The sequence below is a fragment of the Variovorax sp. V35 genome, from assembly GCF_041154465.1.
In the GTDB taxonomy this organism is placed as follows: Bacteria; Pseudomonadota; Gammaproteobacteria; order Burkholderiales; family Burkholderiaceae_C; genus Variovorax; species Variovorax boronicumulans.
The window spans coordinates 3,819,995-3,841,062 of record NZ_AP028666.1 but is presented as its reverse complement, the minus strand read 5'-3'; the positions used below and the strand labels follow the sequence as shown (position 1 = coordinate 3,841,062).

Below are 21,068 nucleotides of genomic sequence, written 5' to 3'. Positions count from 1 at the left end.
ATGTCCGGCTTGGGCAATGACCAGGAGGTCTCGCCCGAAGCCGTCCTGGCCTACGGCAGCAGCGTGCTGGCCGCGCAGCCCTTCAGCGTGCTGATCGGCGCCGAGCTGCACGCACTCGCGCCGGGCCATGCTGAGCTTCAGCTGCCGCTCACTGCGCAGCTGAAGCAGCAGCACGGTTTCGCCCATGGCGGCATCGTGAGCTACATGGCCGACAACGCGCTCACCTTCGCCGGTGGCAGCGCCTTGCGCGTGCCGGTCGTGACCTCCGAATTCAAGATCAATTACGTGCGGCCCGCCATCGGCCAGCGGCTGATTGCGCGCGCCCGGGCCGTGCACACCGGCAGCTCGCAGGCCGTGTGCACCTGCGAGGTGGTGGCGGTGGCCGACGACGGCACCGAGAAGCTCTGCGCACTGGCACAGGGCACCATCGCCACGCTGCCCGATTCCCCGAAGAAGAAGACTTCGTCACCCGCGAAGTCGTAGCCTGAAGAAGACATCACCATGAGCCTGCGTCCCACCCTCGACTTTCTGCTCTACGACTGGCTCGACGCCGAAAAGCTCAACCAGAGCGAGCGTTTTGCCGACCACTCGCGCGAGACCTTCGACGCCGTGCTCGACACCTGCGAGCGCATCGCGCGCGAAAAGTACGCGCCGTTCAACCGCACCGTCGACACGCAGGAGCCGCATTTCGATGGCGAGAAGGTCATCCTGCCGCAGGCCACGCACGATGCGCACAAGGCCTTCGTCGAGTCCGGCATGCTGAGCGCCGCGCAAGACTACGACATTGGCGGCATGCAGCTGCCTTACACGGTGCAGGCCGCGGCCAACAGCTTCTTCGCGATGGCCTCGGTGAGCATCGGCTCGAACATGCTCACCAGCGGCAACGCCAACCTGCTCATGGTGCACGGCACCGAGAAGCAGAAAGACGTGTTTGCCAAGAATGAATTCTCGGGCCGCTGGGCGGGCACCATGTGCCTGTCGGAGCCCCAGGCCGGCTCGTCGCTGAGCGACGTGGCCACGCGCGCCGTGCCCGACGGCGCCGACTTCCAGGACGACCCGCTGGGCCCGCGCTACCGGCTCACGGGCAACAAGATGTGGATTTCGGCCGGCGACCACGAGCTGACCGAGAACATCGTGCACATCGTGCTGGCCAAGATCCCCGACGAGAACGGCAAGCTCATTCCGGGCACGCGCGGCATTTCGCTGTTCATCGTGCCCAAGCGCATGGTGGACACGCAGGGCGAACTCACCGGTGAGCGCAATGACGTGGCGCTGGCAGGCCTCAACCACAAGCTCGGCTGGCGCGGCACCACCAACACGCTGCTGAACTTCGGCGAGGGCAAGTACCCGGTCGGCGGCAAGGCCGGCGCGGTGGGCTACCTGGTCGGCGCGCCCGGCAAGGGGCTGCACTGCATGTTCCACATGATGAACGAGGCCCGCATCGGCGTCGGCACCGCCGCCACCATGCTCGGCATGGCCGGCTACTACGCCTCGCTCGACTACGCCAAGAGCCGCCCGCAGGGCCGGCTGGTGAAGAAGCCCGAAGCCGCCGGCGCCGCCGTGGCCAAGGACTCGGCCGCGCCGCAGGTGCGCATCATCGAGCACGCCGACGTGCGCCGCATGCTGCTGGCCCAGAAGGCGTATTGCGAGGGCGCGCTGGCGCTGGAGCTGTACTGCGCCCGCCTGGTCGACACGCAGAAGACCGGCGATGCCGCGCAGGCCGACGATGCCCGCCTGCTGCTGGAGGTGCTCACGCCCATCGCCAAGAGCTGGCCCAGCGAGTGGTGCCTGGAAGCCAATTCGCTGGCGATCCAGGTGCACGGCGGCTACGGCTACACGCGCGATTTCCCGGTGGAGCAGTACTGGCGCGACAACCGCCTGAACATGATCCACGAGGGCACGCACGGCATCCAGGCGGCCGACCTGCTGGGCCGCAAGGTGCTGATGGAAAAGGGCCGCGGCCTGCAGCTGCTGGCCGGGCGCGTCACCGAGACCATCGGCCGCGCGGCCAAGGTGCCTGCGCTGGCGCCGCACGCCAAGGCGCTGGGCGCCGCGCTGCAGCGCATCGGCAGCGCCACCGAGGCCGCCTGGTCCACCGGCGACCCGGCCGACGCGCTGGCCAACGCCGTGCCCTACATGCAGGCCTTCGGCCACACGGTGCTGGCCTGGCTCTGGCTCGACGTGGCGCTGCGGGCCCTGGAAATCGACGCACAGAAGGCGAGGGCGGTAACAGCTGGCAAGATCGGCGCCACGGACTATTTCTTCCACTACGAGCTGCCGAAAATCGGTGCCTGGCTCCAGGTGGTCGAAACCCGTGACCCGACCTGTACCGCTTTGCCCGAGGACGCTTTCTGACAATGGCCAACGCCGCCCCGAACTCACCCCCGCCCGCCGCCCAACCGCCGAAACCACCCAAGCCGCATGCGCGGCTCGAAAAGTGGATCTGGATCCTGATCTACGGCGGCCTGTTCCTCGTGATCCTGGGCATCGCCACGGGCCGCACCGAGCCCGCGCTGGGCTGGTCGATGGCCGTGCCCGGCGTCGTGGTCGCCGCGGTGGGCGTCGTGCTCATCTACGTGCGTTCGCGGCTCAAGTAAGAACAAGGCAAGGACCGACCATGCTCAAGCACATCGTGATGTGGAAGTTCAAGGAGCACGCCGAGGGCGCCGACAAGGCGACCAACCTGCTCAAGGCCAAGGCGCTGCTCGACGCCTGCGCCAAGCTCTCGCCCGGCACGCACCGTTTCGAGGTGGTCATTGCCCAGCCCGGGCTCGAGGCCACCTACGACCTGATCCTCAACTCGGAATTCACCGACGCCGCCGCGCTGGCGGCCTATGCGGACCATCCGCAGCACGTGGCGCTCAAGCCCTTCATCGGCGCCGTGCGCGAAGCCCGCCAGTGCATGGACTATGAGCTCTGAACCCCACGCGCCCGACGCCACGGCCTCACCGGCCGAGCGGCGGGCGTTCGGCCGTGCGCAGCGCCAGCGCTGTGCGCTCGGCCAGTGGGCGGAGTCACCCCGGCCCGACGCCAAGGACCGTGACCCGCTCGGGTGGCTGAAGGCCTCCAACCGCGGCCGCGTGCCCGAGCTGGTGCCGGTGCGCCACGGCCGCATGCTGGCCAGCGCCTTCACGTTCTACCGCGGCGCCGCCAGCCTGATGGCGAACGACCTCGCCAGGCTGCCGCACAGCGGCATCGCGACGCAGCTGTGCGGCGATGCGCACCTCGCGAACTTCGGCTTCTTTGCCAGCCCCGAGCGCGCGCTGGTCTTCGACATCAACGATTTCGACGAAACCCTGCAAGGGCCCTTCGACTGGGACGTGCGCCGGCTGGCCACCTCGTTCGTGGTGGCCGCGCGCGACCGGGGTTTCAAGCCGCGCATCGGGCGCGAGGCCGTGCAGCAGCTGGCCGAGGCCTACCGCGACCGCATGCGGGCCTTCGCACGCATGGACACGCTGGAGGCCTGGTACGCGCGGCTCACCTCGCAAACCCTGCTGAAGCTCGGCGCCGAAGACGCGACCGAGCTCGCGGTCATCAAGAAGGCGCGCCGCAGCACCTCGCGCGTGTTCGCCGACAGCGCGACCGAGACGGTCGACGGCCGCCTCATGATCCGCGACCAGCCGCCGTTCGTGTACCACGACGCCCGCGCGACGGCGCGTGAAATCAAGCGCTTCCGCGCCGGACTGCCGGCCTTCCTGGCGCAGTACCGCGCCAGCCTGCCGCCCGAGCGCCAGCGGCTGTTCGACCGCTACGAGCTGCACGATGTCGCGGTGCTCACGCCCGGCGTCGGCTCGGTCGGTCGGCGCTGCTTCCTGCTGCTGTTCGTGGCCGACCGCGCGCACCCGCTGTTCCTGCAGTGCAAGGAGGCCGGCGAGTCGGTGCTCGAAGCCCCGCTGGGCGCGGCACCGGACACGGCGTCGCCTGGCCAGCGCGTGGTGCAGGGCCAGCGGCTGGCACAGGCCGCCAGCGACGTCTTCCTGGGCTGGGCCCAGGGACCGGGCGGGCGCGGCTTCTACGTGCGGCAGCTGCGCGACATGAAGGCCTCCTACAAGCTCGAGGACTTCAAGCCGGTCGACCTGCTCGAGTTCGCCGAAGCCTGCGGCTACAGCCTGGCCCGCGCGCATGCCAAGGGCGGCGACGCCTGGGCCATCGACGGTTACCTGGGGCGCGCCAAGAGCTTCAATACGGCGCTCGCCGATTTCGCCGAAGGCTATGCCGACGTGAACCAGGCCGACTGGCGCCGGCTGAAAAAAGCCGTGGCCGCCGGCAAGGCCGCCTCGGTCGAGGCGGACGACACCGCGTCCTGACAGCCCGAAGCCACCGCCTCCAGCGCCAACGCAACCCTCTTCTTTCATCATCCACACCGGAGACACCGACATGACGAAGCCCCGCACCACCCAACAGCTGTTCGACCTCACGGGTCAGACGGCGCTCATCACCGGCGGCTCGCGCGGCCTGGGCCTGCAGATGGCCCATGCGCTGGGCGAAGCCGGCGCGAAGATCATGCTGAGTTCGCGCAAGGCCGACGACCTGGAACAGGCCGCCGCCGAGCTGCAGGCCGCCGGCATCGACGCGCGCTGGATCGCCGCCGACTGCTCCAAGGAAGAAGACACCCGCCGCCTGGCCGACGAGACCCTGCAGCGCATGGGCGGCATCGACATCCTCATCAACAACGCCGGTGCGAGCTGGGGTTCGCCGGCCGAGAGCCACCCCGTCGAGGCCTGGGACAAGGTGATGAACCTCAACGTGCGCGGCTACTTCATCCTCGCGCAGCAGGTTGCCAACGGCTACATGATCCCGAAGAAGCGCGGGCGCATCATCAACATCGCCTCGATTGCGGGCCTGAACGGCAACCCGCCCGGCATGCAGACGCTGGCCTACAACACCTCGAAGACCGCAGTGATCGGCTTCACGAAGACGCTGGCCGCCGAATGGGGCAAGTACAACATCAACGTCAACGCGATCTGCCCGGGCTTCTTCATGACGAAGATGGCCGCCGGCCTGATCAAGACGCTGGGCGAAGAGCACATGGCCGCCTCGGCACCGCTGGGCCGCCTGGGCGACGACGAAGACCTGAAGGGCCTGACGCTGCTGTACGCGAGCGACGCAGGCAAGCACATCACCGGCCAGTGGGTCGCGGTCGATGGCGGCGTGAGCGTGGTGCTGGGTGCGGCCTGACATGTCCGATTCGCCTGAAAAGTCCAGCGACATCAACATCCGCTCGTACACGAGCCAGATTCCGTTCGCGCGCCACCTCGGCTTCGAACTCACGAAGTTCGAGGACGGCCAGTCCGAGATCATCTACACCGCCAAGCCCGAGCACCTGAACACCTTCGACGTGACGCACGGCGGTGCCTGCATGACGCTGCTCGACATCGCCATGGCGGCCGCTGCGCGCAGCGTGGCGCCCGAGACCGGCGTGGTCACCATCGAGATGAAGACCAGCTTCATGCAGCCGTCGGTCGGCCCGCTGCACGCACGCGGCACGCTGCTGCACCGCACCGCGACGCTGGCCTTCACCGAAGCCAAGATCTATGACGAGCAGGAGCGCGTGTGCGCCCATGCCACGGGCACCTTCAAGTACGTGAAGCGCCGGCTGCCGACCGGCCCCGCGAGCGCGAACGCGATGCGCCCGCCATCCACCGACTGACCGACTGACACCCCATTTCCCCGGAGACTTCCATGCCCACCAACAAGCAGATCCACCTCGACAACCGCCCCGAGGGCGAAGCCGTTGCCAGCAACTTCAAGCTGGTGATTGTCGAGACGCCCGCGCTCGCCGACAACCAGGTGCTGGTGCGCCACCACTACATGAGCCTCGACCCGTACATGCGCGGGCGCATGAACGACGCGAAGAGCTACGCGCAGCCGCAACCCGTGGGCCAGGTGTTCCAGGGCGGCACGGTCGGCGAAGTGGTCGAGAGCAAGCACCCCAAGTACGCCGTGGGCGACAAGGTCGTCGGCTTCGGCGGCTGGCAGGAATACAGCGTCGTCGATGGCTCGCAGCCCGGCGCGCTGAAGAAGGTCGACACCACGCACGTGCCGCTGTCGCACTACCTCGGCGCCGTGGGCATGCCCGGCGTGACGGCCTGGTACGGCCTCGTGAAGATCATCGCGCCCAAGGCCGGTGAAACCGTGGTCATCACCGCCGCCAGCGGCGCCGTGGGCAGCGCCTTCGGTGCGCTGGCCAAGGCGCGCGGCTGCCGCGTGGTCGGCATCGCGGGCGGCCCCGACAAGTGCAAGTACGTGACCGACGAGCTCGGCTTCGACGCCTGCATCGACTACCGCCAGCACCCCGACGTGAAGACCATGAGCGCCGCGCTCAAGGAAGCCTGCCCGAACGGCATCGACGGCTACTTCGAGAACGTCGGCGGCTACATCTTCGACGCCGTGCTGCTGCGCACCAACGCCTTCGCGCGCGTGGCGCTGTGCGGAATGATCGCGGGCTACGACGGCCAGCCGCTGCCGCTGGCGAACCCGGCGCTGATCCTCATCAACCGCCTGAAGATCGAGGGCTTCATCGTCAGCGAGCACATGGAAGTGTGGCCCGAGGCGCTGACCGAACTCGGCACGCTGGTGGGCACGGGCAAGCTCAAGCCGCGCGAGTCGGTGGCGCAAGGCATCGAATCCGCCCCTGAAGCCTTCCTGGGTTTGCTCAAGGGCAAGAATTTCGGCAAGCAACTCGTCAAGCTGATCTGATGCACTGAAACGCACGGCAAGGAGGCCGGTCATGGACACGACGCACGAGGTCTTCAACCAGCCCACGCCGCTGGTCGACTACAACCTCTTCGACACCCACCGCCCCCTGCGCGATGCGCTGAAGTTCAACGCGCCCGCGCTGCAGACCACGCAGCTGCACGAGCTGGGCGCCACCCTCGGCTCGGCCGCCATGCAGACGCATGCGCGGCTGGCCAACATCCACACGCCCGAACTCCACACGCACGACCGCTTCGGCCGTCGCATCGACGAGGTGGAGTTCCATCCGAGCTACCACGCGCTGATGACTGCCGCGGTCGGTGCCGGCCTGCACGGCACGCCGTGGACGGGCACATCCGCCTCGCCGCACGTGCTGCGCGCGGCGGGCTTCATGCTCTTCACCGAGCTGGAGCCGTCCATCCTGTGCCCGATCTCGATGACCTACGCGGTCACGCCCGCCTTGCGCGGCAACGCGGGCGTGCATGCCGAGTGGGGCCCGAAGCTCGCCAGCCTCTGGTACGACCCTGCGCTCAAGCCGCTGCACGACAAGCCCGGCGTGACCATGGGCATGGGCATGACCGAGAAGCAGGGCGGCTCCGACGTGCGGGCCAACACCACGCAGGCCGTGCGCGACGGCAGCGACGCCTGGGGCGAGCGCTACGCGATCACCGGCCACAAGTGGTTTTTCTCGGCGCCGATGTGCGATGCCTTCCTCATCCTCGCGCAGGCGCCGGCCGGGCTGTCGTGCTTCTTCCTGCCGCGCGTGCTGCCCGATGGCACGCGCAACGCCATCCACATCCAGCGGCTGAAGGACAAGCTCGGCAACAAGGCCAACGCCAGCTCCGAGGTCGAGTTCCACGGCGCCAGCGCCTGGCTGGTGGGCGAGGAGGGCCGCGGCATTCCGCAAATCCTCGAGATGGGCACGATGACGCGGCTCGACTGCTCGCTCGGCACCAGCGGCCTCATGCGCCAGGCGCTGGGCATCGCGCTGAACCACACGGCGCAGCGCCAGGCCTTCGGCAAGCCGCTGGTCGAACAGCCGCTCATGAAGAACGTGCTGGCCGACCTCGCGCTCGAAAGCGAAGCCGCCACCGCCCTGGCGATCCGCCTCGCACGGGCCTTCGACCGCCAGGCCGACGCGCACGAGAACCTGATGGCGCGCCTACTCACGCCGGTCGCCAAGTTCTGGATCTGCAAGCGCGGCAGCCACTTCGCGCAGGAGGCCATGGAGTGCCTGGGCGGCAACGGCTACGTGGAAGAGGGCGGCGAGGGCGTCCTCGCGCGCATCTACCGCGAGATGCCGCTCAACTCCATCTGGGAGGGCGCCGGCAACATCATGGCGCTCGACCTGCTGCGCGGCCTGCGCAAGGGCGACGCCGTGGCCGCGCTGGCGCACGAACTGGCGCCCGCACGCGGCCAGCAAGCCGCCCTCGACCGCCTGGCCGACGCCTTGCCCGCACGCATCGAGGCCATGGCCTCCGAGACCGAGGCACGCCGCCTCGCGCAGGACGTGGCACTGGCCGTGCAGGCCGCCTTGCTGGTGCAGACCGCGCCCGCCGCCGTGGCCGACGCCTTCTGCGCCTCGCGCCTGGGCGGCGACTGGGGCCAGGCCTTCGGCACGCTGGGCGCGGGCACCGATTTCGATTCGATCATCCAGCGGGCGCAGCCGCGCTGAGCCCCGACACGAACACCTCCACGAAAGACACCATGGCCGACCTCATCCTTCACCACTACACCACCTCGCCGTTCTCGGAAAAGGTGCGCACGATCCTCGGCGCCAAGAAGCTGCCGTGGAAGTCGGTCTTCATTCCGCCGATCATGCCCAAGCCCGACGTGGAGGTGCTCACGGGCGGCTACCGCAAGACGCCGTTCCTGCAGATCGGCGCCGACATGTACTGCGACAGCGCGCTCATCGCCGACGTGCTGGAGCACCTGCAGCCCGAGCCCACGCTCTACCCCGAGCCCGAGAAGGGCATGTCGCGCATCCTCGCGCAGTGGGCCGACACCTCGCTGTTCTGGGCCGCGATGGCCTGGAGCCTGCAGCCCAAAGGCGCTGCCGAGGTGTTCGCCAAGGCGCCGCCCGAAGCCATCAAGGCCTTCGGCGAAGACCGCGGCAAGATGAGCGCCGGCAACATGACGCGCCTGCGCCCGGCCGACGCCACCGGCGCCTACAAGTCGTACCTGCGCCGCCTGTCGGACATGCTCGACGACAAGCCCTTCCTGCTGGGCGAAGTGCCCAGCATTGCCGACTTCTCGGCCTACCACCCGCTGTGGTACACGCGCCGCATCGAGGCGGTGAAGGGCATCCTCGATCTGACGCCTGCGGTGCTCGACTGGATGGACCGCATGGCGGCCATCGGCCACGGCACCTCGTCGAAGTTCTCCAGCGACGAGGCCATCGCCGTCGCCAAGGCCGCCACGCCGCACACGCTGCTGACCGACAGCACCTTCCAGGACGACCACGGCATTGCGCTGGGCAGCGCCGTCACCATCCGCGCCGAGAGCTTCGGCCTCGAAGAGACGGCGGGCACGCTGGTGGCCGCGACGCGCACCCACTACACGCTGGAGCGAAGCAGCGAGCGCACGGGCACGGTGCACGTGCACTTTCCGCGCATCGGGTATGTGTTGAAGAAAGCAGAGGCCTGATGAGCGAAAGATCCGCGTGCGACGGGCACCTTCGTGACTGCGCCGGCGCGCGTTCCGTATTTCAATAGCGGCTTCCGCTTCAACGTCAGAGACAAGGACACCGGCAAATGATCCAGGACTTCAAGGGCAAGACCGCCGTACTCACCGGCGCAGGCTCGGGCTTCGGCCTCGAATGCGCGCGCATCGGCGCCGCCCGCGGCATGAACCTCGTGCTGGTCGACGTGCAGCAGGACGCACTCGACAAGGCCAAGGCCGAGATGGAGGCCCTGGGCGTCCAGGTGCTGGCGCGCAAGGTCGACGTGTCCGACGCGGCCCGGATGGAAGCACTGGCGGCGGCAGTCAAGGAGCGCTTCGGCGCGCCGCACTTCGTGTTCAACAACGCCGGCGTGGGCGCCGGCGGCCTGGTGTGGGAAAACACCGTGGCCGACTGGGAATGGGTGCTGGGCGTCGACCTGTGGGGCGTGATCCACGGCGTGCGCCTGTTCACGCCCATGATGCTCGAGGCTGCTGCCAAGGACCCGAGCTACCGCGGCCACATCACCAACACCGCCAGCATGGCGGGCCTGCTCACGCCGCCCAACATGGGCATCTACAACGCGGCCAAGGCCGCCGTCGTGAGCCTGACCGAAACCATGTACCAGGACCTGAACCTGGTCACCGACCAGATCGGTGCCAGCCTGCTGTGCCCGTACTTCGTGCCCACCGGCATCACGAGCAGCGAGCGCAACCGTCCGAACGCACCGAAGGACACCGAACTCACCAAGAGCCAGCTCATCGGCCAGGCCATGAGCAACAAGGCGGTGAGCAGCGGCAAGATCACGGCCGCCGAGGTGGCGCACAAGGTGTTCGAGGCCATCAGCGACAACCAGTTCTACGTGTTCAGCCACCCCAAGGCGCTGGGCAACGTAAAGAGCCGCATGGAGAACATCGTGTCGATCACCAACCCGGCCGATCCGTTCCTCGAGCGCCCCGAGATCGGGCAAAAGCTGCGCGAGCAGCTGCGTTCCGCCTGATCCCTTCCTGAGGCGGCCCCTCGCGGGCCGCTTTCAGCCGGCCTGCACCTTCGCCTGCAGGTCGCGCACCAATTGCTCGATGCCCGACAGCGCCTCGGCCATCGACCGCTCCAGCAGGTCGCCCCGGTCTTCCGCATGCTCGACCGCGATGTCGTGCACCTCGCGCAGCCCGACCAGGCCCAGCGCGGCCTTCACCCCCGGCACCAGGAAATTCAGATGCGCCTGCAAGCCGCCGGGCCCGAAGCCGCTGCTGCCGTGCGCGGTGAGCAGTACCGTGCGGCGCGGGCGCTCGGCCAGCAGCGGCACATAGGGGTCGTCCAGGCTCGGGTCCATGTCGAAGGTCTCGCCGACGCGCACGATGTTGTCGATCCACGCCTTCACGGTGGCCGGGGCGCTGTAGTTGTACATGGGCGTGCCCATCACGATCACGTCGGCGCGGCGCAGCTCGGCAATGAAGGTGTCGCTCTCGGCCAGCACCTCGTGCATCCAGGGCTCGCGCGCTTCGGCGGGCGTGTAGGCGCTGTGGATCCAGTCGCCGGTAACCGCCTGCGGCGGCGCGATGCCGAAGTCGCGGTAGATCACCTCGTCGTGCGGGCGGGCTGCCTGCCAGGTGCTGACGAAGTGGTGGCTCAGGCGCCGCGAATGCGAGCCGTGGACGACCGAGCCCGAACGGCCGGAACGGGGGCTGGCATCGATGTGGAGCAGGGTGGTGGTGGTCATGGCGTGGTCCTCGGTTGGATGAAGAGAATTCAGCTGTCTGCTTGACACGGTTCCCAATCTATCGAAGCATCCATGGCCGGACAAACGACGAATTTTTCTCGCTGCAGAAAATTCAATTCATCTATCAGCACGCCATGGCCCTCCTGCATTCCCTGCCTCCGCTGGCCTCGCTGCGCGCCTTCGAGGCCGCCGCGCGCCATTGCAGCGCCAAGCTCGCGGCGAACGAGCTGTCGGTCACGCCCACGGCCATCAGCCACCAGGTGCGTCAGCTCGAAGAGTCGCTGGGCGTGGCGCTGTTCGTGCGCCAGCCGCGCCAGCTCGTGCTGACGCCGCAGGGCCGCGAGCTGCAGGCGGTGCTGAGCGATTCGTTCGCTGCCATGGCCCAGGCCGTGGCACGCCTGCGAGCGCCACCGGAGCGCAGCGCGATCACGCTGTCGACCACGCCCGCCGTGGCCGCGCGCTGGCTGTTGCCGCGCGTGGGAGCGCTGCGCGCGGCGCACCCCCGACTCGACCTGCGCATCCACGCCTCGCACGACGCGGTGCCGCTCGATGGCCTCACCGCCGATGTCGCCATCCGCTACGGCAAGGGCCAGTGGCCGGGCCTCGTGGCCGAGAAGCTGTTCGACACCGTCTTCGCGCCGGCCTGCAGCCCCGCGCTCAAGCTGCGCCGCCCGGCCGACCTCGTGAAGCACACGCTGCTGCATTTCGCCGTGCCGAACAGCAAGACCCAGCCGGGCACCTGGGCCGCATGGCAGCACGCGGCGCAGGTGCCCGGCCTGGACGTGACGGCCGGCCCCGTGTTCTCCGACGAAACCCACACCGTCTCGGCCGCGCTGCAGGGGCAGGGCGTGGCGCTGATGGGCCTGGCGCTCATCGCGGACGAGCTGCGCGCGGGCAACCTCGTGCAGCCCTTCGGGCCGGTGCTGCAGGGCTCGCCGTTCTACCTCGTGTGCCCGCAGGCGCGGCGCGACGATCCGAACGTGGCGGCGGTGTTCGAGTGGGTGAAAGGGCTGTCGCCGCTGGACGCAGCCACTGCCGGGCGCTGATCCGGCACAGCCTGCCTATTGCAGCCCAGGCGCCGCCGGCGTCTCGAACCCGCGCTGCAACAGCAGCGCCGACAGCCGCGCGCAGGTCTCGCGATCGGGCGCGCCGAGCACGACCGACACCAGTCGGCGCTGGTCGCGCTGCGCGGTGGCGATCAGGTGCGCGCCGACGCCGGGCAGCGAGCTTGTCTTCAGGCCGTCCACGCCGGGCATGCGGCCCAGCAGCAGGTTGGTGCTCGGGGCGTCGGTGTCGACGCCGTCGAGGCGGTCCTTGCCGGCCATCTCGAGCACTGCCGGAAAGTCGTGCAGCACATGGCGCGCCATGGTGAGCATGTCGACCGCGGTGGTGCGCGCTGTGGGCACCAGGCCGGCGGGGCAGGCGAAGTGCGTGTCGTGCATGCCCCAGGCCTGCGCCTGCCGGTTCATCGCGGCGACGAAGGTCTGGAAGTCGCCGCTGTGCCACGACGCGAGCGTGATCGCCGCCTTGTTCGACGACACGACCAGCGCGGCCTCGAGCAGACGGTGCACGGGCAGCGGCGGCGCGTCGGCGGCATAGAGCGCGGCGGAAGGGTCGGTGGGGGCTGGTGCAGGCTCGGCCGGTACGGGCACGGCTTCGGCGTGGCGGTCGAGCCGGTCGTCGCGCAGCTTCTGCTCGACCAACACGGCGGTCACCAGCTTGGACAACGAAGCGGGCGCAAAGCTGCGCTCGGCAGGCTGATGGGTCAGCAGCCGGTCGTGCGTCAGGTCGTAGAGCACCCAGCTTGGCTGGTACGCCTCGCTGTCTTCCGACATGCCGGCGCGCCGGATCACGACGGCGGGCGGTTGGGGCATCGGGGGAAGCACCGGCGGCTTGGGCGCTGCCGCGGCACGCTCGCGTTCGCGACGCGCTTGCCGCTGTGCTTCTTCTTTTTCTTCTTCCTCCAGCTCGGTCATGGTGCGCACGATCTTCCACAGCCCCGTGCCGTTGGAGCTCTTGAAGAGCACCGTGTCGTCGGTGGCGACCGCGTCGAGCAGCGCGCGTTCGAGCGCCTCCAGCGTGTCGAAGGCCTGCACGGCCGCGCCCTGCGGCAGGGCGGCCGCGAGGCGGTCGTGCAGACGCGTCATGCATTCGCCCAGCAGGAACACGCGCGCGGGTCGGCACTGGACGATGGGCTCGACCAGCTCGTCGTGGTGGCGCTGCGTGTCGTCGCCCAGCTCCTTCATGTCACCAAGCACGAGCAGCTTGCGGCCCTGTTCGTCGGGCCGGTCGGCCAGCGAGGCGAGCGCGGCGGTCATCGACAGCGGGTTGGCGTTGTACGACTCGTCGATGACGCGGAAGTGCCGGTGGTCGAGCGTGAACGACAGCTCCTGGCCGCGCCCCTTCACGGCCGCGAACGACGCCAGTTGTTCGGGGACGCGGCCGCTGTCGAGCGACAGCGCATGGGCCACGGCGAAGCACACGAGGCTGTTGACGGCCATGTGCCTGCCCTTGGCGCCGAGCGTGTACGCAAAGCCCTGGCCGTCGCGACTGGCGTGGATGTGGCCAGTGGCCGGGTCGTGCGCGTCGAGCCGGAAGTCGGCCGATGCGGCACTGCCGTAGGTCAGCACGCGCAGCTCGCGCTGCTGCGCGCGCTGCACCAGGAAATCGAAGTGGTCGGTGTCGGTGCAGATCACGGCCCAGGCGCCGGGCCGCATGCCTTCGAAGATGTTGGCCTTGCGCCGCGCGACGTCCATCACGGTTTCGCCTTCGCCCAGGTGCGAGGCCGTGATGTTCGTGACCACGGCCAGGTCGGGCCGCACGCGCTTGATGTTCTGGTAGTCCACCGCGTTGATCGCGCTGACGGCCACCTCCAGGATCACCAGGTCGGTTTGCGCGGGCGTGTTGGCCAGCATCGACAGCATGCCCACGCGCGAGTTGTAGTTGTCGATGGTCGCGACGCGGGTGTGCGTGGGCGCAAAGGCGTGGTCGAGCATATGGCACACCGAGGTCTTGCCTGCACTGCCCGTGATGCCGATGACCTTCCCCTGCAGCCGTTCGCGCGCGGCAATGCCCAGCTCGACGAACGCCTGGATCGGGTCGTCGACCAGCAGCACCGGGAAGTCGGGCGCCAGGCCCGGCACGGGCTTGCGCAGCACCGCGCCGGCCAGCGTGGGCTGCATGCGCGCGACCGACTCCGACCAGTCCCAGTTGCGCTCGCCCTCGTTGTCGCCGAAGCGTTCGTGGATCGCGAGGGTCCAGTAGTCGGAGGCGACGAACATCGTGGGCGGCGGCACCATGGGCGTGTGGCCTTCGCCGCGCGTGAGCGAGCGAATGAACCAGCCCGGCGGCGGGGCGACGTGCCATCTGCCGCCCGTCACGGCTTCGATCTGCGCGGCGTTCCAGGTCTGACGCGGCTCGCCCGGTTGGTCCGGCGGCAGCGACTCGGGCGCGACGACGCGGTAGCGCGGCACCGGTGGATAGCGCCACATCGGCGCCGGCGAGGCCTTGCCTTCCTGCACGACGAAGTCGAAGAAGCGCGGCATGCGCAGGCGCTCCACACGACGACCGTCGGGGCCGATCAGGCCGGCTTCCATCTGCATGTCGACGTCGTACAGCCGCGTGGCCAGCGGCGGTCGCAGCACGTGGACGTCGCGGTAGACCTTGCCCGGCGTCCACCGGCTGACGGGGTGGCGGCCCTGGCAGGGCGTGTGGCCGCTCGACAGGCCCCAGGCCGGCGCGGTAACGCAGGTGGCGGGGCGCGTGCCGATGTCCAGGCGCCAGTCGGTGTCGACGGGCGCGTCGGCCTGCCACCAGGTCTCGACGGTGAGCGGGCCGGGGCTGGTCATCTCGCGCGGGCGCACGCGCGCGCCGAGCAGGCGCAGCGGGCCCAGCGTGAGCGGGTGGGTGAAGCGGACGTCGCGCGGCACGGCATCGAGCACCGCGTCGGCCAGCGGCTGCCGTGCGGCGGTGCGCACGGCTTCGGCCAGGGCCTCGTCGCGCAACGGCGCGCCGGCCGGCGACTGCATCAGCTTCAGGCAGGCCATGGCGTCGGCAAGCGCCTGCGCCGTGTCGCCGAAGAAGCTGCCTTCGACGGCCGCCGGCTGCGCAAAGAACATCGCGCGCTCGGGCCCGGCGTGGCTGTCCGCGAGGCGCTGCATGCTGTGCAGCAGCGCGCGGTGCAGGGCGGTGCGATCGAGCCCGTCGAGCAGCGGCTGCTGGGCGGGGTTGGCGTCGAGCCGCGCGACCAGCTCGGCGCCCGCCGCGAGTTGCGCTGGCAGGGCCGCCACGGCGGTGGTCTGTGCGAGCGCGAAGTCGAGCGACGCGTGGAGGTTCTGCAGGCCGAACTGGAAGTGGCGCGGCTCGGGCCGGTAGCGCACGAATGCGCTGGTGGCGCGGCACAGCGCATGGTCTTGTGCGTTGGCGTAGCTGGCGGCGACGAAGTGCTCGAAGGCTTTTTCGACGGCGCCGAACCAGCGGCGGTTGCCGGTCAGCGCATACAGGCGCAGCAATGCGACGATGGCTTGGTCGTCCTCGCGCGCATCGCCGGGCGTTTCGGCCTTCTCGGCCATCGACGGGTGGTGCAGCGTGTGGGCGAAGCGGCCGGAGATCGGGTCCTGCATGTGCAGCACGGTGCGCGCGAGCTGGTCGAGCAGGGGCAGGTAGCGCCGGTCGCGGCTGAGCTCGGTGTAGCGCACCAGCGCGCCGATGCAGGCGGCGTTGGCGCCCAGCGAGGTGTCGCTGCTGCCGGGCTCCACGAGGCAGGCGACGTGCGTGCCGTTGGGCAGCGCGGCCGGCCGGATCAGCGTGCGCGTCAGCCGCGCGAGCGCGCGGTGGATCGCGGCTTGGCGGGTTTCGGCCTGCGCCGGGTCCCAGGCCTCCAGCAGCGCGTGCACGGCGTGGGCGTGGTCGGCGGCGCGGGGGGCGTCGGCATCGGGCGTGCTTGGTGCGAGCGTGCCGTCTGCTTGCACGCGGGCGGCGAGGTGGTCGGCGCCGGCCGCGACGAGGCGGCGCAGCAAGGGCGCGTCGATGGGCTGCAGTTCGCGATGGCCATCGGCGGCGAGGACGTGCACGCCGCTGGCGTCCACATGCACCGCGCGGGTCTGGAAGGCCCACACAGTGGTGTCGTCGTCGGTGGGGGCGTTGAGGAGGCGGTGGCGCTGGCTGTCGACCTGCGGGGCGAGCAGGGCGGACTCGCATCGCGCGTCGAAGGCCAGGCCTTCGGCGGCGGGGACACCGAGGCCGTCCTTGAACGTGGCCCAGCGCAGCGGACGCAGGCGGCGAACCCAGTCGACGCGCAGATCACGTGGCACGCCGGTGGCCTGTGCCTCGAGCGCCCGCGTGCCTTGTGCCCAGGCGGCTTCGAGGTCCTTGCCGCGTCCGGACAGCACCCGCGCCTGCGTCGTGCCGTCGCTCCAGGCGAAGAAGACAAGGCAGTCCTCGAGGCCTTCGGCGGCGGCCGTTTCGTCGGGGTTCGATGCGGCGTGCAGGCCCTGCCAGGCGCTGCCCAGAAGATCGGAGAGACTCACGGCGTTGTGTCCTGTCCTGCCCGACTCGCGGCGGGTGCGGTTACAAATGGCGTTCAGTCTAGCGTTACAGATACATATTCCGCATGAGGCTTTCCATAGCTCCCTCTCTCATCGAGATCCAGAACCTGCGCTTCGCGTACCCCGACCAGCCGGCGTTGGCCGATGGCTGGTCCGCCGCCATCGGCGAGGGCGTCACGCTGCTGTACGGCGACACCGGCAGCGGCAAGTCGACCTTGCTGCGCGTGCTGGCGGGCCAGCAGCCCGCATCGGCCGGGCAACTGCGCGCGGCCGGCGTGGCGCTCGACGCCGAGCCCGCGGCCTACCGGCGTCAGGTCTTCTTCTGCGAACCGGCGTCGGAAGCCTTCGACGCGCTCAGCGTGCAGGCTTGCACGGCCTTGCTGGGCGAGGGCGATGCGGGGTTCGACAAGGCCGAGTGGCAGCGGCTCGTCGAGGCCTTCTCGCTCACGCCGCATCTGGAAAAGCAGATGTTCATGCTGTCGACCGGCTCGCGCCGCAAGGTCGGGCTGGCTGCCGCGCTCGCGTCGGGGCGGCCCGTGGTGCTGCTGGACGACCCGGTGGGTGCGCTCGATGCGCGTTCGATCCACGGCCTGTGGCAGGCGATCGAACGGCGCGTTGCGCAGCCGGGGCGGGCGGTGGTCGTGGCGAGCAGCGAGCGCGTCACGGAGGTGCCGCTGGCCGCCTGCATCGAGCTGCCGCTGGGTTGATCAGCGGCCCGGTGTCGCCATCACGTGGTTGTCGTGAGGCTTGCCGCCGAGCATGAACTGCGTGAGCCCCATCGCGACCAAGCCTTGCTTTTCGTAGAACGCGACGGCGCGCGGGTTCTTCGCGTACACCGCGAGCCACAGGCCGTCGCTGCCCGTGCGTGCGTGCGCGGCGCTGCGGGCTTCGCGCAGCAGCATTGACCCGACGCCGCTGTGCTGAAAAGGTGACTGCACGTAGAGCGTGCGAAGTTCCGTGTCGCAGCCCGGCACCAGCGGCTGCGCGGCACCGAACTGCAGCAGCGCATAGCCCACGAGCTGGTCGCCGACCTGCGCCACGCGCAGCGCAACCTGAGGCGATTCCGACCACGCGGCGAACGCGGCCGGCGTGAAGGTCGAGAGCACGTAGCGCCCGAGCACGTCGTTCACGCCGTCGGTGGCGTAGGTGTCGAGCCAGACCTGGATCGCGAGCGCGGCAAGGGTGTGCGCGTCGGCTGCGGTGGCGGGGCGGAGGGTGACAGACGGACGGTTCATGGTGCGGCGCATTCTGCGGCAAGCGCCTCACGCTGCCTGCAGCGCCGACCGGAACCGGCTCGGCGGTGCACCGGCCGACTTGCGCATCAGCCGCCGCAGCGCCGTGGCGTCTTCGTAGCCGACCTGCGCCGCGACCTGCTCGATGGTCATGCGGCTGCTCTCGATGAGCAGGCGCGCGCGGTTCAGCCGCACGCTCTGAACCAGCGCCAGTGCCCCCAGGCCGGTGGCGGCGCGCACGCGGCGGGCCAGCGTGCGCTGCGACATCGCGAACTCTTCGGCCAGCGCGGCCACGCTGGGCGGCGTGGGCAGCGCGGCCTCGATGCGCCGTGTGAGGCGCGCGACCAACTCGTTGCCGTTGGACAGCATCGAGGGCACGACGAACGGGGCCTGCGCCTGGCGGCCGTCGATCAGCAGCACCTTGCTCACGGCCTCGGCCAGCGCGGGGCCGAAGCGCGTGCGCAGCAGGTGCAGCATGAGGTCCGACTGCGCAAAGGCCGCGCCCGCGGTGCTCACCGGCCCGTCGGCACAGACCATGCGGTCGGCATCGACATGGCAGGCCGGTTCGAGCCGGCGCAGCTCGGGCGCCAGCCACCACGAGGTGGTGACGCGGCGCGTGTGCAGCAGGCCAGCCGCCTGCAGCAGGAACACGGCCGAGCACGAGGCCGCGACCGCGCCGCCGCGTGCGGCATGGCGCCGTACCGCGTCGATGGCGGCGCGGGCGTGGTCGTCGGTCAGGCGCAGTGCGAGGTCGGCCGGCTTGTCGACACCGAGGCCGGGCACGATCCAGGTCGAGCCGTCGGTGCGCGCGCGGCGGGGCATGGCGAGGGTGTCGATCCGCAGGCCGTTGCTCAGCGGCACGCTGCCGCCATCGGGCGACACCACGCGCCAGGTGGGGCGGGGCATCTGGTGGCGCGGCGCGAGCGTGGCGGCGGCCGCCAGCACGTCGAGCGTGACGGCGGTGCTGGTGGCGAAGCTGCCGGGAAGGACGAGGACGGTGAAATCGTGCATGGCAGAAAACGCCCGATAGGCGTCTGAATGGACACTGGCAGTCTAGTGCGTGCTCGGGTGCAATGGGCATCGTCGCAACACCGAAAGTGCCTTCGTGTCCCACATCCTTGCCCTTGCTCCTCAGTGTGCCCACCAGCACGCCTGGGAGGTCTTGCCATGACCGACCCGCTCGACGACTTCGCCCGCCGCGAGATCACGCTCGACGGTGCCACCAAGGCGGTCTACGTGGCCGGCACCGGCCCGGCCGTGATCGTGATGACCGAGATGCCCGGCATCAGCCCGCACGTGGCGCGTTTCGCCCGCTGGGTGCGCGAGGCCGGCTTCACGGTCTACATGCCGTCGATGTTCGGCCGCGACGGCGCGGTGCCGGATGCGGAGGAGGGCAAGGCCGTGTTCCAGCGCGCCTGCGTGAGCGCCGAGTTCCGCGCCTTCGCGGGCAACGCCTCGAGCCCGGTGACGCAGTGGCTGCGCGCGCTCGCGCGGCTGGCGCATGCGGAGTGCGGCGGGCCGGGCGTGGGCGCCATCGGCATGTGCTTCACCGGCAACTTCGCGCTCACCATGATGCTGGAGCCAGCGGTGCTGGCGCCCGTGCTGTCGCAGCCGTCGCTGCCGCTGGACAACCCCGGCGGCATCGAGATCTCGCCGGAAGAGATCGCCCAGATCCGCCAGCGCCTGGAGCGCGACGACCTGACGGTGATGGCCTACCGCTTCGAGGGCGACCGCTTCTGCCGGGCCCAGCGTTTCGCGGCGTATGCGGACGCATTGGGCGATCGCTTCGTGGCCCGCGTGCTGCCCGATAGCGCGGCCAACACGCGCGACCTGCCGTCGTTCTTCTCGCAGGTGGTGGCGAGCCCGCACAGCGTGGTGACGGCGCACCTGATCGACGAGGCCGGCCAGCCGACCCTTGCGGCGCGCGACGAGATCCTTTCGTTCTTCGCGCGCCGTCTGGGGGTTGCGGATCAGGCCCGTGCGGAAGAAGCGGCGCCGTCGGCCGGCAGCTGACCGGTCTTCTGTGCGCGACGGTCGAGCGCGCGGCTCCACAGCGCGATCGCCAGGCCCACGAGCGTGAGCAGCGCGGCCACCCAGCCCAAGGCACGCAGCCCCGGGCCGTGGTCAATCGTCACGCCGCCGACCCAGGCGCCCAGCGCGTTGCCGAGGTTGAAGGCCGCGATGTTCAGGCTCGAGGCGAGGTTCTGGCCCGCGCCCGAAGCCTTCTCGAGCACGCGCAGCTGCATTGGCGCCACGGTGGCGAACGAGGCCACGCCGAGCAGGCCGACGAAGACCACGGCGGTGAAAGGCGTGCCGATGGTGAACTGCATCGCGCCGAGCACCACGGCCAGCGCCACCAGCGTGCCGAGCACGGCGGCCATCGGTGCGCGGTCGGCCAGCTTGCCGCCCAGGATGTTGCCGACGGCCAGGCCGCCGCCGAACACCAGCAGGACCGGCGACACGGCCGATTCCGAGAGCCCGGTGATCTGCGTCAGCAGCGGCTGGATGTAGGTGTAGACCACGAACACGCCGGCAAAGCCGAGCACCGTCATCGCCAGGCCCAGCAGCACCTGCGGGCGGGCGAGCACGGCGAGCTCTTCGCGCAGCGGTGCCGGCTTGGCTTCGCCCTTCATGCGGGGCACGAAGGCCGCGAGCACCACGAAGGCCAGCACGCCGATCAGCGTCACCGCCCAGAAGGTCGAGCGCCAGCCCAGTTGCAGGCCCAGCCATGCGCCGGCCGGCACGCCCAGCAGCGTGGCGGCGGTGAGGCCGGTGAACATGATCGCGATGGCCGAGGCGCGGCGCTCGGGCGCCACGAGGCCGGTGGCGACCACCGAGCCGACGCCGAAGAAGGTGCCGTGCGCCAGCGAGGTGATGACGCGCGCGGTCATCAGCATTTCGTAGTTGGGCGCGAGCGCACAGGCGAGGTTGCCGAGCGTGAAGATCGCCATCAGCGCGAGCAGCACGGTCTTGCGCGGTAGCTTGCGGGTGGCGATGGTGAGCACGGGCGCGCCGACCGCGACGCCGAGCGCGTAGCCCGAGATCAGCAGGCCGGCGGCCGTGATGGAGACGTGCAGATCCGTCGACACCTGCAGGAGCAGGCCCATGATGACGAATTCGGTGGTGCCTATTCCGAAGGCACCGGCGGTGAGGGCAAGGAGAGCGATGGGCATGATGCCTGTACTGTGCGGACGATCGACCTCGATGACTAGAAT

19 protein-coding genes are annotated in these 21,068 nt (G+C 69.9%); 14 read left to right on the top strand and 5 right to left on the bottom strand.

Features of this window, described 5'->3' with window-relative positions; all coding sequences use genetic code 11:
• The 11 genes from ACAM42_RS17785 to ACAM42_RS17735 all read left to right on the top strand — a co-directional run bounded on the left by ACAM42_RS17785 (position 1) and on the right by ACAM42_RS17735 (position 10,355).
• Positions 1 to 483, top strand: a complete 483-nt coding sequence (locus ACAM42_RS17785; protein WP_369628906.1) for a PaaI family thioesterase — start codon at positions 1 to 3, stop codon at positions 481 to 483.
• Positions 484 to 501: 18 nt separating this feature from the next.
• Positions 502 to 2,355 carry an acyl-CoA dehydrogenase gene (locus ACAM42_RS17780; RefSeq protein WP_369628905.1) on the top strand — a complete coding sequence of 618 codons (1,854 nt, stop codon included), beginning with the start codon at positions 502 to 504 and terminating at the stop codon, positions 2,353 to 2,355.
• Between the two features lie 2 nt (positions 2,356 to 2,357).
• Positions 2,358 to 2,597: a hypothetical protein gene (locus tag ACAM42_RS17775; RefSeq protein WP_139701578.1), complete on the top strand. Its 240-nt coding sequence runs from the start codon at positions 2,358 to 2,360 to the stop codon at positions 2,595 to 2,597.
• A 20-nt stretch (positions 2,598 to 2,617) separates the two neighbouring features.
• Positions 2,618 to 2,920, top strand: coding sequence for a Dabb family protein (locus ACAM42_RS17770; RefSeq protein ID WP_307638155.1), 303 nt, complete (start codon positions 2,618 to 2,620; stop codon positions 2,918 to 2,920).
• A complete protein-coding gene (locus ACAM42_RS17765) occupies positions 2,910 to 4,307 on the top strand; it encodes a DUF2252 domain-containing protein (protein WP_369628904.1) in 1,398 nt (465 codons plus the stop codon). The genes ACAM42_RS17770 and ACAM42_RS17765 overlap by 11 nt, the downstream gene beginning before the upstream one ends.
• Before the next feature lie 70 nt (positions 4,308 to 4,377).
• The gene (locus ACAM42_RS17760) at positions 4,378 to 5,178 is read left to right on the top strand and encodes an SDR family oxidoreductase (protein WP_159276960.1); all 801 of its coding nucleotides are present in this window, start codon (positions 4,378 to 4,380) and stop codon (positions 5,176 to 5,178) included.
• Between the two features lies 1 nt (position 5,179).
• Positions 5,180 to 5,650 (top strand): PaaI family thioesterase, encoded by a 471-nt coding sequence (locus tag ACAM42_RS17755; protein WP_082817985.1) that lies wholly within the window; start codon positions 5,180 to 5,182, stop codon positions 5,648 to 5,650.
• A gap of 32 nt (positions 5,651 to 5,682) precedes the next feature.
• Positions 5,683 to 6,699 carry an NADP-dependent oxidoreductase gene (locus ACAM42_RS17750; RefSeq protein WP_369628903.1) on the top strand — a complete coding sequence of 339 codons (1,017 nt, stop codon included), beginning with the start codon at positions 5,683 to 5,685 and terminating at the stop codon, positions 6,697 to 6,699.
• A 31-nt stretch (positions 6,700 to 6,730) separates the two neighbouring features.
• Positions 6,731 to 8,371: an isovaleryl-CoA dehydrogenase gene (locus tag ACAM42_RS17745; RefSeq protein WP_369628902.1), complete on the top strand. Its 1,641-nt coding sequence runs from the start codon at positions 6,731 to 6,733 to the stop codon at positions 8,369 to 8,371.
• A gap of 32 nt (positions 8,372 to 8,403) precedes the next feature.
• A complete protein-coding gene (locus ACAM42_RS17740) occupies positions 8,404 to 9,342 on the top strand; it encodes a glutathione S-transferase family protein (protein ID WP_369628901.1) in 939 nt (312 codons plus the stop codon).
• A 107-nt stretch (positions 9,343 to 9,449) separates the two neighbouring features.
• The gene (locus ACAM42_RS17735; RefSeq protein WP_369628900.1) at positions 9,450 to 10,355 is read left to right on the top strand and encodes an SDR family oxidoreductase; all 906 of its coding nucleotides are present in this window, start codon (positions 9,450 to 9,452) and stop codon (positions 10,353 to 10,355) included.
• 33 nt (positions 10,356 to 10,388) lie between these two features.
• Here the strand turns inward: ACAM42_RS17735 and ACAM42_RS17730 are convergent, their stop codons facing one another.
• Positions 10,389 to 11,075, bottom strand: a complete 687-nt coding sequence (locus tag ACAM42_RS17730) for an FMN-dependent NADH-azoreductase (protein WP_369628899.1) — start codon at positions 11,073 to 11,075, stop codon at positions 10,389 to 10,391.
• A 134-nt stretch (positions 11,076 to 11,209) separates the two neighbouring features.
• On the opposite strand from ACAM42_RS17730, the gene gcvA reads away from it, so the two are divergent.
• Positions 11,210 to 12,121 (top strand): transcriptional regulator GcvA, encoded by a 912-nt coding sequence (gene gcvA, locus ACAM42_RS17725; RefSeq protein WP_369628898.1) that lies wholly within the window; start codon positions 11,210 to 11,212, stop codon positions 12,119 to 12,121.
• A 15-nt stretch (positions 12,122 to 12,136) separates the two neighbouring features.
• Here the strand turns inward: gcvA and ACAM42_RS17720 are convergent, their stop codons facing one another.
• Positions 12,137 to 16,603, bottom strand: a complete 4,467-nt coding sequence (locus ACAM42_RS17720) for a Mur ligase family protein (protein WP_369628897.1) — start codon at positions 16,601 to 16,603, stop codon at positions 12,137 to 12,139.
• A gap of 83 nt (positions 16,604 to 16,686) precedes the next feature.
• Here ACAM42_RS17720 and ACAM42_RS17715 point away from each other — a divergent pair, with 83 nt between their 5' ends.
• On the top strand, positions 16,687 to 17,328 hold the full coding sequence (locus tag ACAM42_RS17715) for an ATP-binding cassette domain-containing protein (RefSeq protein ID WP_369628896.1): 642 nt from the start codon (positions 16,687 to 16,689) through the stop codon (positions 17,326 to 17,328).
• On the opposite strand, the gene ACAM42_RS17710 is transcribed toward ACAM42_RS17715, so the two are convergent.
• The gene (locus ACAM42_RS17710; protein ID WP_369628895.1) at positions 17,329 to 17,856 is read right to left on the bottom strand and encodes an N-acetyltransferase family protein; all 528 of its coding nucleotides are present in this window, start codon (positions 17,854 to 17,856) and stop codon (positions 17,329 to 17,331) included.
• A gap of 27 nt (positions 17,857 to 17,883) precedes the next feature.
• Entirely contained in the window at positions 17,884 to 18,864 is a 981-nt protein-coding gene (locus ACAM42_RS17705; RefSeq protein ID WP_369628894.1) for a GlxA family transcriptional regulator, read from the bottom strand.
• 156 nt (positions 18,865 to 19,020) lie between these two features.
• Between ACAM42_RS17705 and ACAM42_RS17700 the strand changes: the two genes are divergently transcribed.
• Positions 19,021 to 19,866: a dienelactone hydrolase family protein gene (locus ACAM42_RS17700; RefSeq protein WP_369628893.1), complete on the top strand. Its 846-nt coding sequence runs from the start codon at positions 19,021 to 19,023 to the stop codon at positions 19,864 to 19,866.
• On the opposite strand, the gene ACAM42_RS17695 is transcribed toward ACAM42_RS17700, so the two are convergent.
• Positions 19,824 to 21,026, bottom strand: a complete 1,203-nt coding sequence (locus tag ACAM42_RS17695) for an MFS transporter (protein ID WP_369628892.1) — start codon at positions 21,024 to 21,026, stop codon at positions 19,824 to 19,826. The genes ACAM42_RS17700 and ACAM42_RS17695 overlap by 43 nt on opposite strands.
• Positions 21,027 to 21,068 lie beyond the last annotated feature (42 nt).

Coding starts and splice junctions, on each gene's coding strand:
- ACAM42_RS17700 (WP_369628893.1), top strand. CDS start 19,021: ATGACCGACCCGCTCGACGACTTCGCCCGCCGCGAGATCACGCTCGAC.
- ACAM42_RS17710 (WP_369628895.1), bottom strand. CDS start 17,856: ATGAACCGTCCGTCTGTCACCCTCCGCCCCGCCACCGCAGCCGACGCG.
- ACAM42_RS17760 (WP_159276960.1), top strand. CDS start 4,378: ATGACGAAGCCCCGCACCACCCAACAGCTGTTCGACCTCACGGGTCAG.
- ACAM42_RS17765 (WP_369628904.1), top strand. CDS start 2,910: ATGAGCTCTGAACCCCACGCGCCCGACGCCACGGCCTCACCGGCCGAG.
- ACAM42_RS17735 (WP_369628900.1), top strand. CDS start 9,450: ATGATCCAGGACTTCAAGGGCAAGACCGCCGTACTCACCGGCGCAGGC.
- ACAM42_RS17770 (WP_307638155.1), top strand. CDS start 2,618: ATGCTCAAGCACATCGTGATGTGGAAGTTCAAGGAGCACGCCGAGGGC.
- gcvA (WP_369628898.1), top strand. CDS start 11,210: ATGGCCCTCCTGCATTCCCTGCCTCCGCTGGCCTCGCTGCGCGCCTTC.
- ACAM42_RS17780 (WP_369628905.1), top strand. CDS start 502: ATGAGCCTGCGTCCCACCCTCGACTTTCTGCTCTACGACTGGCTCGAC.
- ACAM42_RS17715 (WP_369628896.1), top strand. CDS start 16,687: ATGAGGCTTTCCATAGCTCCCTCTCTCATCGAGATCCAGAACCTGCGC.
- ACAM42_RS17695 (WP_369628892.1), bottom strand. CDS start 21,026: ATGCCCATCGCTCTCCTTGCCCTCACCGCCGGTGCCTTCGGAATAGGC.
- ACAM42_RS17775 (WP_139701578.1), top strand. CDS start 2,358: ATGGCCAACGCCGCCCCGAACTCACCCCCGCCCGCCGCCCAACCGCCG.
- ACAM42_RS17745 (WP_369628902.1), top strand. CDS start 6,731: ATGGACACGACGCACGAGGTCTTCAACCAGCCCACGCCGCTGGTCGAC.
- ACAM42_RS17740 (WP_369628901.1), top strand. CDS start 8,404: ATGGCCGACCTCATCCTTCACCACTACACCACCTCGCCGTTCTCGGAA.
- ACAM42_RS17730 (WP_369628899.1), bottom strand. CDS start 11,075: ATGACCACCACCACCCTGCTCCACATCGATGCCAGCCCCCGTTCCGGC.
- ACAM42_RS17750 (WP_369628903.1), top strand. CDS start 5,683: ATGCCCACCAACAAGCAGATCCACCTCGACAACCGCCCCGAGGGCGAA.
- ACAM42_RS17785 (WP_369628906.1), top strand. CDS start 1: ATGTCCGGCTTGGGCAATGACCAGGAGGTCTCGCCCGAAGCCGTCCTG.
- ACAM42_RS17755 (WP_082817985.1), top strand. CDS start 5,180: ATGTCCGATTCGCCTGAAAAGTCCAGCGACATCAACATCCGCTCGTAC.
- ACAM42_RS17705 (WP_369628894.1), bottom strand. CDS start 18,864: ATGCACGATTTCACCGTCCTCGTCCTTCCCGGCAGCTTCGCCACCAGC.